16 protein-coding genes are annotated in these 15840 nt (G+C 66.0%); 12 read left to right on the top strand and 4 right to left on the bottom strand.

Annotated elements, in window-relative coordinates; genetic code table 11:
* Window positions 1–4: 4 nt before the first annotated feature.
* The 5 genes from ACVW00_RS18260 to ACVW00_RS18240 all read left to right on the top strand — a co-directional run bounded on the left by ACVW00_RS18260 (window position 5) and on the right by ACVW00_RS18240 (window position 4317).
* Window positions 5–583: a 3-phenylpropionate/cinnamic acid dioxygenase subunit beta gene (locus ACVW00_RS18260; protein WP_457112316.1), complete on the top strand. Its 579-nt coding sequence runs from the start codon at window positions 5–7 to the stop codon at window positions 581–583.
* An 11-nt stretch (window positions 584–594) separates the two neighbouring features.
* Window positions 595–1467 carry an alpha/beta fold hydrolase gene (locus tag ACVW00_RS18255; protein ID WP_457112315.1) on the top strand — a complete coding sequence of 291 codons (873 nt, stop codon included), beginning with the start codon at window positions 595–597 and terminating at the stop codon, window positions 1465–1467.
* Window positions 1464–2297 carry a 3-(cis-5,6-dihydroxycyclohexa-1,3-dien-1-yl)propanoate dehydrogenase gene (gene hcaB / locus ACVW00_RS18250; RefSeq protein WP_457112314.1) on the top strand — a complete coding sequence of 278 codons (834 nt, stop codon included), beginning with the start codon at window positions 1464–1466 and terminating at the stop codon, window positions 2295–2297. The genes ACVW00_RS18255 and hcaB overlap by 4 nt, the downstream gene beginning before the upstream one ends.
* 12 nt (window positions 2298–2309) lie before the next feature.
* Window positions 2310–3872, top strand: coding sequence for an acyl-CoA synthetase (locus tag ACVW00_RS18245; RefSeq protein WP_457112313.1), 1563 nt, complete (start codon window positions 2310–2312; stop codon window positions 3870–3872).
* A gap of 79 nt (window positions 3873–3951) precedes the next feature.
* Window positions 3952–4317 (top strand): hypothetical protein, encoded by a 366-nt coding sequence (locus ACVW00_RS18240; RefSeq protein WP_457112312.1) that lies wholly within the window; start codon window positions 3952–3954, stop codon window positions 4315–4317.
* 136 nt (window positions 4318–4453) lie between these two features.
* Here ACVW00_RS18240 and ACVW00_RS18235 read toward each other — a convergent pair whose 3' ends face one another.
* On the bottom strand, window positions 4454–5266 hold the full coding sequence (locus ACVW00_RS18235; protein WP_457112311.1) for an IclR family transcriptional regulator: 813 nt from the start codon (window positions 5264–5266) through the stop codon (window positions 4454–4456).
* A 109-nt stretch (window positions 5267–5375) separates the two neighbouring features.
* On the opposite strand from ACVW00_RS18235, the gene ACVW00_RS18230 reads away from it, so the two are divergent.
* From ACVW00_RS18230 to ACVW00_RS18210, 5 genes are all read left to right on the top strand, one after another.
* Window positions 5376–5963 carry a helix-turn-helix domain-containing protein gene (locus ACVW00_RS18230; protein WP_457112310.1) on the top strand — a complete coding sequence of 196 codons (588 nt, stop codon included), beginning with the start codon at window positions 5376–5378 and terminating at the stop codon, window positions 5961–5963.
* Window positions 5964–6084: 121 nt separating this feature from the next.
* Complete coding sequence (locus tag ACVW00_RS18225; RefSeq protein WP_457112309.1) at window positions 6085–6897, top strand: 2-keto-4-pentenoate hydratase; 813 nt, start codon at window positions 6085–6087, stop codon at window positions 6895–6897.
* Window position 6898: 1 nt separating this feature from the next.
* Window positions 6899–7858 (top strand): acetaldehyde dehydrogenase (acetylating), encoded by a 960-nt coding sequence (locus tag ACVW00_RS18220; protein WP_457112308.1) that lies wholly within the window; start codon window positions 6899–6901, stop codon window positions 7856–7858.
* The gene (gene dmpG, locus ACVW00_RS18215) at window positions 7855–8868 is read left to right on the top strand and encodes a 4-hydroxy-2-oxovalerate aldolase (protein ID WP_457112307.1); all 1014 of its coding nucleotides are present in this window, start codon (window positions 7855–7857) and stop codon (window positions 8866–8868) included. Before ACVW00_RS18220 ends, dmpG begins: the two co-directional genes overlap by 4 nt.
* Window positions 8869–9265: 397 nt before the next feature.
* Window positions 9266–10207: an alpha/beta hydrolase gene (locus tag ACVW00_RS18210; RefSeq protein ID WP_457112306.1), complete on the top strand. Its 942-nt coding sequence runs from the start codon at window positions 9266–9268 to the stop codon at window positions 10205–10207.
* Between the two features lie 77 nt (window positions 10208–10284).
* Here ACVW00_RS18210 and ACVW00_RS18205 read toward each other — a convergent pair whose 3' ends face one another.
* A complete protein-coding gene (locus tag ACVW00_RS18205; protein WP_457112305.1) occupies window positions 10285–10701 on the bottom strand; it encodes a helix-turn-helix transcriptional regulator in 417 nt (138 codons plus the stop codon).
* Between the two features lie 74 nt (window positions 10702–10775).
* On the opposite strand from ACVW00_RS18205, the gene ACVW00_RS18200 reads away from it, so the two are divergent.
* A complete protein-coding gene (locus ACVW00_RS18200; protein ID WP_457112304.1) occupies window positions 10776–11066 on the top strand; it encodes a hypothetical protein in 291 nt (96 codons plus the stop codon).
* Between the two features lie 139 nt (window positions 11067–11205).
* On the opposite strand, the gene ACVW00_RS18195 is transcribed toward ACVW00_RS18200, so the two are convergent.
* The gene (locus ACVW00_RS18195) at window positions 11206–12762 is read right to left on the bottom strand and encodes a bifunctional 3-(3-hydroxy-phenyl)propionate/3-hydroxycinnamic acid hydroxylase (RefSeq protein ID WP_457112303.1); all 1557 of its coding nucleotides are present in this window, start codon (window positions 12760–12762) and stop codon (window positions 11206–11208) included.
* A 1210-nt stretch (window positions 12763–13972) separates the two neighbouring features.
* Window positions 13973–14740 carry an SDR family NAD(P)-dependent oxidoreductase gene (locus ACVW00_RS18190; protein ID WP_457112302.1) on the bottom strand — a complete coding sequence of 256 codons (768 nt, stop codon included), beginning with the start codon at window positions 14738–14740 and terminating at the stop codon, window positions 13973–13975.
* Window positions 14741–15251: 511 nt separating this feature from the next.
* Here ACVW00_RS18190 and ACVW00_RS18185 point away from each other — a divergent pair.
* A complete protein-coding gene (locus ACVW00_RS18185; RefSeq protein WP_457112301.1) occupies window positions 15252–15797 on the top strand; it encodes a VOC family protein in 546 nt (181 codons plus the stop codon).
* The last annotated feature ends 43 nt before the right edge of the window (window positions 15798–15840 follow it).

Here is a 15840-nt window from a genome sequence, read left to right as displayed (position 1 = left end):
CAGGGTGACGACGACCGAGACCAGCGCCGAAGCCGGACCCGTGGCCGGCGCGCTTGCGTCCGCCCAGATCCATTTCGAGGTCCAGCAGTTCTACTTCCAGGAGGCGGAGCTGCTCGACGACGGTCGCTATGCCGACTGGTTGGCCCTGATGGCCGACGACCTCGACTACTGGATGCCGACGCGAACCAATCGACTGCGACGCCAACAGGCCCTCGCCACCGCGGCCCGGGGCGAGGCGGCGTACTACGACGAGTCCAGGGAATCACTGGCGTGGCGCATCCGACGATTCGACTCGGGGATGGCCTGGGCCGAGGACCCTCCTTCCCGAACGCGGCACCTGGTCACCAACGTGGTGGCTCGGTACGTCGACCCCGAGGAACACGCCGGCTTCGCGGCGGGAGACCTTTCCGTCCGATCCGCCTTCCTCGTCTACCGCAACCGTCTCGAGCGCGAGGAGAACGTCTTCGCCGGATCCCGCGAGGACGTTCTCCGGTGCACCGGCGGCGGCTTCCAGGTGGCACGCCGGGTCATCCTCCTCGATCAGAGCGTCCTCATGTCCAAGAACATCTCCACCTTCTTCTGAGAGGCCACCCCGTGACCGCCACTGAACGCATCGGGCTCGAGATCACCCGCCGCACCGTCCCTACCTCCCTGGGCGACATCGCCGTCGCCGAGGTCGGCTCCGGACCTGTGCTGGTGATGCTGCACGGCGGAGGACCGGGCGCATCGGGTGTCAGCAACTACCACCAGAATCTGCCCGCACTGGCACAGCACTTCAGGGTGGTGCTTCCTGACCAGCCGGGCTTCGGCGACAGCTACCGTCCCTCGGAAGCCGAGCTGGATGCGCGCTCGATCACCGAGATCACCGTCGACGCTCTGTGCCAGGCCCTCGGCGCCCTCGACATCGGCCAGTTCCATCTTCTCGGCAACAGCCTCGGTGGCGCCGCGGCGATCGCGATGGCCCAGAGCCAGCGCGACCGCGTCGTCAAGTTGGTCCTGATGGCACCCGGTGGCGGCTGGCTGCCGTTCGGCCCCACACCCACCGAGGGTCAGAAGCAGATGTTCAGCTACTTCAACGGGGCAGGACCGTCGGAGAAGAAGATGGCCGCGTTCATCCGCACGATGGTCTTCGACCACAAGCAGTTCGGCGAGGACGTGGTCCGCGCTCGCTACGAGGCCTCACTGGACGAGAGCCACATCGAGTTCTATCACCGCTACAACGCCGCCTTTGCCAAACGCCACGGGATGGACCCGCTCTGGAAGAACCTCCACCTCATCAAGGCCCCGACCCTGCTCCTGTGGGGCAGGGACGACCGCACCATCACGCTCGACGGAGCCCAGCTGATGCTCAAGCTGATCCGCGATGTCCAGCTGCACGTCTTCGGAAACTGTGGCCACTGGGTGCAGCTCGAGAGGCAGGCTGAGTTCGAGCGCCACGTCTGCGACTTCCTGGGTGCCCCGTCGTGACCGGCTGGCTCGAGGGGTACTGCGCACTAATCACGGGCGGAGGGTCCGGGATCGGCGCCGCCGTGGCGCACCGGTACATCGACGAGGGTGCCGCCGTGGCCATCATGGGGCGTGGCAAGGACCGCCTCGAAGAGGTGATCGCTCGCAGCAGCAACCCTCGACGCATGCTTGCCATCGAAGGTGACGTCCGGTCCGTCGAGGACCTGGCGAATGCGGTGGATCAGACAGTCCGAAGCTTCGGCAGGCTCGACGTCCTGGTTCCCAACGCCGGCATGTGGGACTTCCAGCGTCAGCTCACCAAGCTCACCGGACATGAGCTTGCCGAGGCGTTCGACGAGTTGTTCTCGGTGAACGTGAAGGGTTACCTGCTCGCGAGCCACGCAGCGTGGCCGGAGCTCGTCAAGACCCGCGGCAGCATCGTCATGACCTTGTCGAACGCTTCGTTCTACGTCAACGGTGGCGGGCCGGTCTACACCGCGAGCAAACACGCCTGCCTCGGCCTCATGCGAGAACTTGCCTACGAGCTGGCGCCCAAGGTCCGGGTCAACGGAGTTGCCTGCGGTGGGATGAACACCGATCTCCGGGGGCCTGCGTCGCTCGACCTGGCAGGGCGGTCGATCGCGACTTCGTTCGCCAAGAACAACGACAGCTCGCCCAGGCCACCGATCCCGCTGTGGGACTCGAGCACCGACCCCAACGACTTCACCGGTTCCTACGTCCTCCTGGCCTCTCGCGAACAAGCAGGCCCCATCACCGGTCAGGCCATTTCGGTCGACGGCGGCATGGGCGTCAGAGGTTTCAGAAGCGATGCCGGCGGCGACAACCTCTGAGGAGCAGCTCACATGACCAGCGTTGACATCAATCCTGCCGCGGCAGTCGCCTGGCATGCGCGTGTCCGGCCGGACGCCACCGCGGTCATCTACCGCGGAGGTGACCTCTCCTACGCGCAGCTCGACGACAAGAGCGCCAGGTTCGCCGCGGTACTCGCCGAAGCGGGGGTGGGAAGTGGCGATCGCGTCGGGTACCTCGGCATGAACAGCACGTCGTTCCTCGTCACCATGCTGGCATCCTTCCGCCTCGGCGCGATCTACGTTCCGGTGAATTTCAGGCTCGCCGGGCCCGAGCTGTCCACCGTGCTCGAGCGGAGCGGCGCCCAGGTGTTGGTGTGCGAAGAAGGCCACCGCGGCCTCGTGGACAGCCTGAGCCCCGCGCCTCCTGCACTGAAGCGGTACCTGCTCGTCGACGACGACCGCGAGGTTCCGGCAGCCGAACCCGGGGGAGTCTGGGAGACCTGGACCGGCCTGATCCAAGCTGTCGAGCCGCAGGCGAGCATCGTCAAGCGCGACCAGGACGACCCGGCTGTTCTCATGTTCACCTCGGGGACGACAGGCCTTCCCAAGGGAGTCATCCTCACCCACGGCAACGCCTGGTGGAACTCCTTGAACGTCGAGCTGATGGTCGACTCGCGCATCGGCGACACTACCCACGTCGCAGCGCCCCTGTTCCACATCGGGGCGCTGAACAGCTTTGCCCTCAGGTCACTGGTGCGCGGCAACAGGATGGTTCTGCGCCGAGCGTTCGAGCCCGAGGAGACGCTCGACGACTACGCCGAGTACGGCGTCAACTCGACCTTCGCGGTTCCCGCGATGTTCCAGGCGATGCAGCGTTCTGCGGCCTACCCAACGGTGGACCTGAAAGAGCTCCGGTCCGTCGTGGTGGCGGGTGCTCCGGTTCCGCCCTCCCTCATCCGGGACTGGTCCGACCGCGGCGTCCTGCTGCAGCAGGCCTGGGGTCTCACCGAGACGGCGCCCTTCGCCACTCACCTTCCGGCCGACTGGACGCTGAGCAAGATCGGCTCCGCAGGGGTGGCCATGCCCTACACCGAGGTCATGGTTGTCGACGCCGACAACAAGCCTGTGCCCGAGGGCGAGCGCGGCGAGATCCTCGTCCGGGGCCCGAACGTCACTCCGGGCTACTGGAAGAACCCGGAGGCGACCGGTGCTGCCTTCGATGCAGAGGGCTGGTTCCATACCGGCGACATCGGCTACCTCGACGAGGATGAATGCTTGTTCATCGTCGACCGGCTCAAGGACATGATCATCTCCGGTGGGGAGAACGTGTACCCGGCCGAGGTCGAGCGTGCCCTGGCGGACCTCCCCGGGCTGGGCGACATAGCCGTGATCGGTGTGCCGGATGAGAAGTGGGGCGAGGCCGTGGTCGCCATCGTCTCCCTGGAGCCGGGCGCCTCGATCACCTTGGACGATGTTCGGGACCACGCTGCGAAACACCTCGCGCGGTACAAGCTGCCCAGCCGGTTGATGGTCGTCGAGGCAGTCCCACGAAACGCCTCTGGCAAGCTGGACAAGGGCAGCATTCGTCGACTCGTCGATGAGACCAGTGCCTGACGCCGACCTGTCGTCCATCAGCCTCGGGGACGTCAGGGTGCTGCGTCGTGATGGAGGCACCAGCTCGGTCAGGTTGAGCATGGATTTCGCAGGGAGCGAGGGGGAGGTCGAGCTCACGCGAGCCCGCAAGAGCCGGCTTCGCCACGCCTACCCGGTGGGCGAGCACGACGTCGAGGTCGCATTGTCCGGCTTCGCAGCTCCAGGCGCCTGGACCGAGGTGCTGGGGAGAGTCGTCGCCGCGGTGGAGGAGACAGATCCGTTCTGTCGTCGAGTCGTGATCGCTACCGACATCGATGACCTGGACGCGCTCCGCTCCGCAGAGAGCGCCGGCTTCCGCTACGTGCTCGACGTCGACCTCCAGGGCGGCTCGTATCGCCTTGCTGTCGCTGAGCCTGAATGGGTCACCAGTGTCGACATGGATCTCGACCGCGTGCCGAGTGCGTGAGCCCTGCTTGTGATCGCAGGCCGCCGCCGCCCTCAGGTTCGGCGGCTGCGCGACTCAACGCGTTCAGTCCTGTCGGTGTGACCCCACGGGAGGACCGCGCCGAAGAGCTGTCGCCGTTCGCCCCCGCGCGTTTCTGTCAGGAGGCGCGGGACTGGAGGGAACGGAACGTCGCACCGACGCCGGCACGCTTCAGTGCCTGGGAAGCCACGTGGCTCACCTTCCGAAGCGCGGCCGCGTAGGCCCGGGGGTCGAAGCCTTCTGCCGGCCCGGACACGGAAAGGCCGGCGACCGCCCGGTTCCCCACGCCGAAGACGGGAACGGCAACGCAGGCCAGGCCGGGAGCGCACTCCTCGAGTTCAAGCGCGATACCGTCGCGCCGGATCCGGTGCAGCTGGAGCGACAGATCCTCGGCGTCGATGATGCTGTTGTCGGTTAGCCGCTGGAGCTGGCCGTGCGAGGTGATGAGGTCAAAGGTCGAAGGGTCGTGAGCGATGAGGGCCTTGCCGATGGCCGTGCAGTGCGCCGGTACCCGGCCGCCCACCCGCGACGGCGCGGGAACCCGTCGGTGACCGTAGAGCTTGGCCAAGTAGACGACATCGGTGCCGTGCAGGGTTGCAAGGTGAACAGTCTCGTGGGTGAACTCGTACAGGTCCGCGAGGAACGGCGTGAGCACCTCACGGATCCGGTCCTGCTCCGGCGAGTAGACCGCCGTGCCGAGGTCGTGCAGGCGCTGACCGAACCGGTAGGAGCTACCGATCCGCTCGACCGCACCGTTCCTCTCCAGAAGCTGCAGGACCCTGAACGCGGTCGACTTGCTGAGGGAGGCGCGGCGGGCCAGCTCGCTCACCCCGACGCCGCTCGCTGCCTGCTCGCGGAAACAGGTCAACAGACTGAACGCCTTGTCGATCGCCGCCCGGTCGTCGCGTTCGGTGGTCATCATGTCGCTCATGGGAGTCTCCGGGTACTAGCGGCGAGTTCTTATAGATGACATCATGACCATTGAAAGTGACGGTATACAAGAGTGACGAACGTGAATTATAAGTGACAGGGCGCGATTCATGGAGAGCAATCAGCTGGTGGCGCGGAACGCGAAGCGGTTCAGGGTCGAACGTGGCTTGAGCCTGGGCGATGTGGCGCGCCGGTCGGGGCTGTCCAAGCAGACGCTTTCCAAGCTGGAGAACGGTGTCGGCAACCCGACGGTCGAGACGCTCGCCGCTCTCGGTGCCGCGCTCGACGTGTCGCTGCGGCGTCTCGTCACCGAGTGGGGCACGCCGGTCTTCGTGCAGCGGGCAGAGCAGGGCGAGTGGCAGGCGTCGAACGGACACCAGGAGCGGGCCCTGGACGAGATCTACGGTTCCGGATACGTCCGAACGACGCTCTTGCGCATGACGCGAGGAGACGACTCGGGCGAGATCGACGCACATGCCCCCGGTGCGCTCCACCACATCTACGTGGTGACGGGTCGTGTTCGCATCGGTCCGGTGACGGACCTGGTCGAGCTCAGCGCCGGCGACTTCGTACGGTTCCCGGGTGATGTGCCGCACCGGCAGATCTGCCTCAGCGACAAGGCAGTCATGCACATGGTGACGACACTCCCGCAGGTCAGGCAGTTCGCGCCGACGGCGCGCCCGGTCGAAGGCCAGTAGCTGCCAGCGGTGCGGGAACTCCGTGTGCCGCTGACCGGAACGGGCCGCACACTGGGAGGGGTGACTGCCGAGAGTTGCGTACGTCAGGGAATCGACCCCGGGAGTGTCAGACGTGCCGACGATGGAGAACAGTGCAGTCACCGCAGCGTTGGTGGACGAGGCGGCGTCCCGTCTTCTCGAAGCAACGCACACCCATGCTCCGTGCGCGCCGGTGCGCGAGCTGATCGGCGATGATGACGTTCACGCCGCATACGCAGTTCAGCAGGTCCTGACGGCAGCACGTGTCGAGCTCGGCTCGACGGTGGTCGGACGAAAGATCGGGCTCACCTCGAAGGCCGTCCAGGAGCAGCTCGGCGTCGGCCAGCCGGACTTCGGCATCCTGTTCGACGACATGGCGTACGTCGCCGGTGACACCATCCCGTTCGACGCCGTGCTCCAGCCCAAGGTCGAGGCTGAGGTCGCTTTCGTCCTGGCGGAGGACCTCATCGTCGGCCCGCTGACCCTCGAACAGGTCCGCGGCGCCGTTGACTACGCTGTCGCGGCAATCGAGATCTGCGGCAGTCGGGTCCAGAACTGGGACATCTCGTTCGGCGACACGGTCGCGGACAACGCCTCCGCGGGCGCATACGTGCTGGGGCACGAGCGCCGGCGCCTCGAGGACTTCGAGCCTCGCGAGGTCGAGATGCTCATGACCGTGACCGGCCAAGAGGACTCGACAGGACACGGGTCTGCGTGTCTTGGCGACCCGCTTCTGGCGCTTCAGTGGTTGGCGGTACAAGCGCGGGACTTCGGGGCACCGCTGCTCGCGGGTCAGGTGGTGCTCTCCGGTGCTCTTGGCCCGATGCGGCCGGTTGTCTCCGGTGCAGTCGCGGTCGCCCGGATCTCCGGCCTCGGCAGCGTCTCAATCCGCTTCTCCGACATCCAGGAGGCCTGAGGTGAGCAGCTCGAACGGCAAGTCCAAGGTTGCGATCATCGGCTCCGGGAACATCGGCACGGACCTCATGTTCAAGGTCATCCGCACTGCTGAGCACCTCGAGATGGGAGTCATGGTCGGCATCGACCCCGAGTCCGACGGCCTCGCACGAGCCGCCCGGCTCGGGTACGCGACCACCTCCGAGGGCGTCGAGGGCTTGATCTCCCTGCCAGAGTTCGACGACGTCGACGTCGTCTTCGATGCGACGTCGGCGAGGGCGCACGAGTACAACGCCGCGAAGCTTGCGCAGTACGGGAAGCGGCTCATCGACCTCACCCCGGCCGCTATCGGGCCGTACGTCGTACCTGCGGTCAACCTCGACGAGCACCTCGAGGCGCCGAACGTGAACATGGTGACGTGCGGCGGCCAGGCCACCATTCCGATCGTCGCCGCGGTCGCGCGGGTCGTGGCGGTCGCCTACGCCGAGATCGTGGCGTCGATCGCCAGCAAGTCCGCCGGCCCCGGGACGCGAGCAAACATCGACGAGTTCACCGAGACGACGAGCGCTGCCATCGTGAAAGTCGGTGGAGCCGATCGGGGGAAGGCGATCATCATTCTCAACCCCGCAGAGCCTCCGCTCATCATGCGCGACACCGTGTTCTGCCTGGTCTCGGCTCCGGACCCCTCGACCCAGGAGCAGATCAGGGCGAGCGTGGCCAAGATGGTCGAGGACGTGGCCGGGTACGTCCCCGGCTACCGCCTCAAGCAAGCGGTCCAGATCAACGAGATTCCGGCTGACCAGCCGTTGATCACCCTGACGAACGAGGGCGCCGCGCGCCCGACGCACCAGGTGTCTGTCTTTCTCGAAGTCGAAGGTGCAGCCCACTACCTGCCCGCGTACGCGGGCAACCTCGACATCATGACGTCGGCGGCCATCCAGGTTGCCGAGCGCATCGCTGCCCAGAAGGGAGCCGTTGCATGAGCACCCCCATCTACGTCCAGGACGTCACGCTGCGTGACGGGATGCACGCGGTGCGTCACCGGATCACTCCCGACGACGTGAAACGCATCGTGCTGGCCCTCGATGACGCCGGAGTCGACGCCATCGAAGTCGCCCACGGCGACGGCCTTGCTGGGAGCTCGGTCAACTACGGCCCTGGCTCCCACACCGACTGGGAGTGGATCGAGGCGGCGGCTTCGGTCCTGGAGAACGCACGACTCACCACTCTGCTGCTGCCCGGCGTGGGAACCATCCACGAGCTCAAGACGGCCTGGGACCTCGGGGTCCGGTCGGTCCGCATCGCGACGCACTGCACCGAGGCAGACATCTCGGCGCAGCACATCGCAGCGGCCCGCGACATCGGCATGGACGTCTCCGGCTTCCTCATGCTGTCTCACATGGCATCTCCGGGGACGCTCGCCAAGCAGGCGAAGCTGATGGAGTCGTACGGGGCGCAGTGTGTCTACATCACGGACTCGGGTGGCCGGCTCACGATGAACGACGTCGAGGCACGGGTCCTCGCCTACCGGGATGTTCTCGCACCAGGAACCGAGATCGGCATCCATGCGCACGAGAATCTGTCCCTCTCGGTCGCGAACTCCGTCGTGGCTGTCGAGAACGGGGTCTTCCGGGTTGACGCATCCCTGGCCGGACACGGGGCTGGTGCCGGGAACTGCCCGATCGAGGCTTTCATTGCGGTCGCGAACCTCTCGGACTTCAAGCACGGTTGTGACCTGTTCAAGCTCCAGGATGCCGCCGACGACATCGTCCGTCCGCTTCAGGACCGTCCAGTACGGGTCGACCGCGAGACCCTCGCGCTCGGTTATGCAGGGGTGTACTCGTCGTTCCTCCGCCATGCCGAGAACGCATCGGAGCGCTACGGCGTCGACGTCCGCGACATCCTCATGGAGTGCGGCGAGCGTCGGCTTGTCGGCGGCCAGGAAGACATGATCATCGACATCGCGCTCAACCTCCAGGCGCACGCCTCCTGAACGCCGGTCCGGGCGCGGTACTCCTGATGCGGACGACGTAGTTGTACCCGGGCTGGTACTACCGGCTCTCGGTCGCCGAGGGGCTCCTCGGACACGCAGTCGCGGATCGAACTGCTGACCTGCCGCTGGCCCTTGCAGCGGCACGGTGGCTCGGGCGGCGGTGCTGGTTGACCGAGTCGCCGAGCCCGACCGGGAGTAGGCGGGCGGCTCGGCGCCACTGTGCAGACTGCACAGGGACCGGCCGAGACTCTGTGCCGGGCGACGTTGCCACTCGCGGAGTCCGCGGTGGATCGTTCGTGACGCTGCCACGTCGTGGCGCGCGTCGTCCCGTTCACACGCCGCGCAGCCGGACCGGCCAGCGGTTCACGTTGGTGCTGATTCGAGGATCGAGGACGAGATGACTACCCCCACGCCCACTCGCACAGACGTGCACTTCCGGTCCGAAGAGGACGACTGCGCGGCTTGGCTGTACTTGCCCGACGGTGCCGGCCCCGAGCACCAGGTTCCGGTCATCGTGATGGCGCATGGGTTCTCCGGTGTCAAGGAGCAACGGCTCGACGCGTTTGCCGAGCGTTTCGTGGCCGTTGGATACGCATGCCTGGTCTTCGACTACCGCCACTTCGGGGAAAGCGAAGGGCTTCCGCGAGAGCTCGTCAACGTCAAGCGCCAACTCCAGGACTGGCGCAACGCGGTCGCGTTCGCTCGGTCGGTTCCCGAGGCCGACGCAAACCGAGTCATCCTGTGGGGCACGTCGTTCGCTGGCGGGCACGTCCTGGTGACTGCCGCGCACGATCCCGGGATCGCCGCTGTCATCTCTCAGTGTCCCTTCACCGACGGTCAGGCGGCAGGCTTGGCCATGCCCCGGCTGACGGCCCTCAAGCTGATGGGCAAGGCGTTCCAGGATGTCCTTGCTGCTCGCCTCGGACGGGAGCCCGTACGGGTCGACGCGATGGGACGACCGGGAGACCTGGCCGTGATGACCTCCCCCGACGCGTTGCCCGGGTTCAAGGCGCTGCTTGCAGCCTCAGGTTTGGACCAGGCGAAGATGGCCGTGCCGGCTCGCGTCATGTTCGAGGTCGGGACCTATGTCCCCGGGAAGAGCGCCAGGAAGATCGCCTGCGCAGCGCTGTTCGCGGTGTGCGACGGCGACAGCGTGGCACCGGCGAAGACAACCATCCGTCACCTCTCCAAGGCGCCCAAGGGCACCGTGAAGCGCTACGACGTAGGCCATTTCGACATCTACGTCGGCGAGGGTTTTGAGCGTGTAGTCAGCGACCAGGTCCTCTTCCTCGCCGCCAACGTGCCCCCACGGCAACTTCACCACACCGGGTCCCTGTGACCGGCAACCCACTCGGCGATCTATCGGCTGACCGGCCGGCCGTCATCGCCATGCTGGCCGTCGTCTGCCGCGACCAATCACCTGACGATCTGGGTGCGGCTCGTCAAGCCCATCTTGCTCAGGATGCTCTCGACGTGCGCCTCCGCGGTCCTGACTGAAACCACGAGCCGTTCTGCGATCTCACGATTGAACAGTCCGGTGGCGACGAGGCCAGCAACCTCTCGCTGTCTCCTGGTCAGTGGGGGTATCGAAGACCCGTCGGTTTCCGGGCCCTCCTCCGTGCCCCCGGGCGGCCCAGGCTCTGCCAAGGCGTATGCCAACATCGCTTCCGGCGTCATTCGCGCTCCGATGCTCCGTCGCGCGTCGAACTCCTTCGAGCCAGCGGCATCTCGAACGGCGTCGCGGATCTCTCTGCTCCAGCGAACGAGGTCGGCATACCCGAACAGGCACTTCCCGACCCGTTCCCACAACGTGTCAGCAGCACCGAAGTGCATGGCCGCGCGGCTCGGGTCTCCCTGTCAGCGCGGGAAACTGCCCGATCGAGCCGTTCATCGCGGTCGCGGACCTGATGGACTTCAAGCACGGCTGCGACCTCTTCGCACTCCAGGACGCCGCCGACGACTTGGTGAGACCGTTGCAGGACCGTCCAGTCCGTGTTGACAGGGAGACCCTGACCCGGGGGTACGCCGGCGTGTACTCGTCGTTCCTGAGGCACGCGGCAGTTCCCTCTGAGCGCTATGGGGTTGACGTGCGGGACCTGCTGATGGAGTGCGGCCGTCGCGGGCTGGTCGGTGGTCAGGAGGACATGATCTACGACATCGCCCTTAGCGAGGTTGCCGCGCGGGAGCACAAGGCATGAGGACGCGCTGATCCTCGGGCAAGCGCGGCACCGCCCGCGAAGCGAACCTGGCTTGTGCCGCTTGCGGATGCGATCGGCTGTCTTGTGCGCTGCGGGCTCGATGGTTCCCCGGGCCGTCACCACGCCGTGTGGGAGACCATCATTTGGCAGGGGCGACGGCGGGAAACTCCGGGACCGCCAGACCGCCGACGTCGGTGGCGGCGATGAAGCGGTCCGGTCGTACCGCCAGGACGCGTACGCCACTCTCCTCCAACCACGGGAGCAGCGTTCGTGCGGTGTCGACGCACGTATCGGGTCCGGATGCGTGCGCGTTGGCAGGACTCACTGTCACGTAACGGATGCCCAGCTGATCCCACCCATCCTTCTCGGCAGGGCTTAGCACGGTGGCGGGATCAACGGCAGCTCCAAGCAGCACGAAACCGTCGCCGAGAAAGTCGTCGAGAAGCATTCGCCGGCCGTGCGTCGTGGTGACCAGCGGCTGCGGGATCATCCGACCTACGAGTGAGCCGGACGAGAACTGGCCTCGGAACCAGCCGGCCGCTAGCCGTGGAGTGGAGCGCTCCACAGTCGATTCCTGTGCACCGGTTCGTGGGGTGAGGCGAGCTTGCTCCTCCGGGGACAGCTCCTGCTTGATGATGCGGCCGAGCTGCACGGCGAGGTCGGTGTAGTAGGCGACGTTCGGGCGCCGCTCTACCTCGTAGGTGTCGAGCCACTGCGGGGACAGCCTCCCGTTGATCACCCGGCCAAGTTTCCAGCCTAGGTCGTGAGCATCACGGATGCCGGACTGCATCCCGGCGCCCGCCCATGGCGGCATCATGTGGGCCGCGTCGCCGGCCAGGAAGACGCGTCCAACTCGCCAGGTGTCAGCCATCCGCGTGTGGTGCTGGTAGAAGGCGTGCTGAAGAATCTCCACGTCATCCTCGGAGACGCCGAGGGCCTGGAGCAGCTTCCAAACCTCCGTGCTGGTCGGATAGTCCGCCGGCGACTCGTCGGGCCGCAGCGGAATCTCCCAACGGTGATTGCCTGCCGAAAGGGCGACGTCCACGGCGGGGCGATTCTTGTCGGACCAGAAGGTCAGGATGTCGCGGTCGGGCCACCACCGCTTGACCCGGCAGTCGATGACGACCCACGACACATTCAGCGTTTCGCCGACCAACCGTGCACCGATCGCCGAACGCGTCTGAGAGGAACCGCCGTCGGCTGCGATGGCATAGCGCGCCCTCACGGATGTCGATCGGCGGGTGGCGACTTCGGTAGCGGTGACGGTCACTCCGTTGGCGTCTTGCTTGACGTCCGTGACGTTGTAGCCAAAACGAGTGTCGATCTCAGAACGCTCCTCGGCGCAGGCGCGCAGCTCGGCTTCCAGGGCTGGCTGGTAGATGTTGTAGAAACGCGGTTCCTTGCCGAGGAGCGACGGCGGGTGCTCGACGCGGTAGATCTCAGCGTGGTCGTAGGTCAACCAGCGCGACGCGCGTTGCGGTTCCAGCGTGGGTGCAACCCGGTCGTCGACCCCGAGGGACTGAAAGATTCGCACCGTCCAGTCGTTGACCGTCATGGCCCGCGCTCGCTGGTAGACCCCTTCCTCGCGTTCGAACGCGATCGTCGTGGCACTCTCGTGCGCCAGTGACAGGGCCGCCAGGATCCCGGTCGGTCCGTAGCCGATGATCGCTACATCGGCGTCGAACTGGTCGTCCATCTTCATCCTTGTCAATATTCGGTAGATCCCGCGGCGATGCTCGTGCGGCTACTACGGGTTGGCCGGCCGTTCCTTCTATGAACGCGCAGGTAGTGCATTCTCAGGCGACCTGGACGTGCGTTCACGGCTGTGCCCCGACTGCTCCTGCTGCACCCGGATCGGAGTCATGCCCTGCTCCTCGGCGAAGGTGACGACCTGCTGGAAGACGCCGGGGTCGGTGTACTCGGTGCAGCATGACCTCGGCGATGTTGCGCTGTTAGGACCTCCGAGAAGACTGTCGACCATCTCAGGCGAGCGAACTGACCGTCGTTCCGCAGTGCGGCACACAGATCGCATCACCTTTCAATGGGCGGGAACGGCCCGGGTCTCGACCTCCGCGATCCCTTCGGTGATGAGCGCCTCAGGTGTGATGTGTGCCCAGGTCTTTCGCCTTCACCGCTCTCACGTCGGCTCGCAAGGCCCAACCGGTCCGCAGGCGCGGGATGAGCCCATGCTTGCCCCACGGATCATCGGCTCGGTGCGTTGGCGAAGTCCTCGGCCTCACGAATCATCGATCCAGCGCGTTTTATCGCGGCCATCGCGGGGAATGAGTCCGCAGGGTGTCGCACGAAGTAGCCGCTCTGTGTTGCACCGAGGCAGACGAGTCCCTCGAACATGAAGACGGCTCCCCGTGCGATGGTCGATCTGGCATCGCTGAAACGTGCCCCTCGCGGAGGTCGCGGTGAGGACCGCATGCGTTTCACGACGGGTTGCCAACCCGTCCTGAGATGGGTGACGCCTTGGTACTCGCACCGGCAAGGGCGTCGACTGCCGCCCGGAGGGGCGCATCGGTCATCGTGGCGGTCATGATCTTCCTCAGGCGGGGTTGCGGCCGATGAAGAGCTCCCGGAACGGGTCCATGCTCGGCTCGAAACCCGAGTCGATGAGTCCCTTCCGCAGGGGGTACATCTGGCCGTCGTGGATACGCTGTGTCGGCTGGCGCAACGGTCCACCGTTCTCTGCCATCCCGGAGGCCTAGCCACCCGATCTTCTGCGGAGTCGTCGGTTGCTCGGCACGAGTTCGCCTGACCAGTTCGTGGGCGGTGACGACACCGCCGTCACTGCCCACGCAAGATGCCGAGGCGCGGGGCGAGGCGTCCCGCACTCGACTCTTCCGGCAGTGTCCCTGCTGTCGGAAATGATGATGCACAGCGACCCCTTGCGACCTGCACTAGTGCATCCGGATGCCACCGTCGACGTTGAACGCCGCTCCGGTGATGTGCCTGGCCCGGTCGGAGGCGAGGAACGCGATCATCTCCCCGATGTCGCGGGGAGTCTGGTACTCGCGCTGGGGAATGAGGTTGCGGAAGTGCTCCACGGCCTCGTCCAGCGTCATGCCTTCCCGCTTGGCCCAGTCGTCGAAGTCGTGCATCCCAGTTTCGAGCAGGCCCGGGTGCACGGAGTTCACCGTGATGCCGCGCGACGCGTACTCCGACGCCAGAGCATGGGTGATCCCGATGACCGCCGCCTTCGACGCGGTGTAGGGAAGAATGAAGGGCGATCCCATCTGACCCACGATCGAAGAGAGGTTGATGATCCGACCGCTGCCCTGCTCGACCATCCCGGGGAGGAAAGCCCGTGTGGTCACAAAGGTCCCGCGCGCGTTGGTGTCCATCACGCGGTCCCACTCCTCGTCAGAGATGTCGGTCACCGCACACGTGGGCGAGTTGACCCCGGCGTTGTTGACGAGGATGTCCACCCGACCGAACACCTCCTTTGCCCGCGCAGCCAGAGCGACCCCGGAGTCACTGTCGCGAACGTCGTGCTCCACGCCGATGGCCTCGCCCTCGAGCGCATTCGCGAGCTGTGCAGCCTCCGAGCCGCGCAGATCAGCCACCACGACCCTGGCGCCCTGCTCTGAGAGGCAAGCAGAGGTTGCTCGGCCAATGGCGCCGGCGCCACCGGTCACCACCGCCACGCGTCCATCGAGGTCCGGCATCATGCGCTCCCTTCGAGGGAAACGACTGACGATCGGGCCGAGTCGAACCCGCGAGTGTTCGCCAGGTCGAGCGGACAGACCCTGTTGCGTTCCGTTGCCGCTGACCCCATCGAACGTTGCACTACGAACCTCCCGGTATCGACTCGAGTTGTGACCTGCCGATCGACAGTAGTCTCAGGTGTTACGTCCTGCTAACAATGATTGGTGATCCCTGTGTATCGGCCAGGGCAATGCCTCGTCGCCGAGCGCGTCGCCGTGACGAGGCCGTTCGCGACGGTCGGGACCGTAGCCCCTCGGTTCGGAACGGCGGTCACACCGCAGCAAGCGGCCAGTCCTGGTGATTGATGAGATCGATGAGCTGCCTTGGGGAAGAGTTGTTGTTCGAACTGTGATGAGCGGCACTAGCCTCGCGAGAGTCGTTGTCCCGACTCGGGCTCGGGCTCATGACGAGACGCGGGAGCCTCTCAAGGGCCCCTCACCCCTTTGACGATCATCACGGAGAGTCCCACCCATGCACGACATGTCGTTCGTCGGACGATCCTTCGATCAGCTCTGCTTCGTGGTAGAGGATCTTGACGCAGCTGTGGAGACCTGGAGGCGCAACTTCGGCATCACGGCATGGAGCGTGTGGGAGAACCTGTCCGTCGGCCAGACGGAGAAGACCTATTGGGGCGAGCTCGCCGAGTTCGAGTTCAGCGTGGCCTATGCCTTTGCTGGCGACGTCCTCATCGAGTTGGCCCGGCACGACAGCGGATCCAGTGTCTACAAGGACTGGATGGACGAGAAGGGCGTTGGGCCCCATCACATCGGGTTCCGCGTCAGGGACGCCGCTGAGTACGCCGCCGCGGAGGAGGCGTATGTCGCGCGTGGCATCTCCAAAGCAATGAGCGGCTTCATCGAGGGCAGCGGAGTGGGACGAGGAAGCTGCCGGTGGGGCTACTTCGACACGCGCCAGACCCTCGGGTGCTACACGGAGATCTACTACCTTGACCCGGAGCTGATGGTCAGCATGGAGCGGATGAAGCGCGGGGAGGTCTTGGTGTCTCCGCCACTCTAGTGGCGTAGGGCCTACCTCGCCGGACCATCGACTGCGCCAGCTT

The organism is Marmoricola sp. URHA0025 HA25 (genome assembly GCF_054059435.1).
The sequence above is the reverse complement of the archived record's forward strand: the minus strand, read 5'-3'. Positions and strand labels throughout refer to the sequence as shown.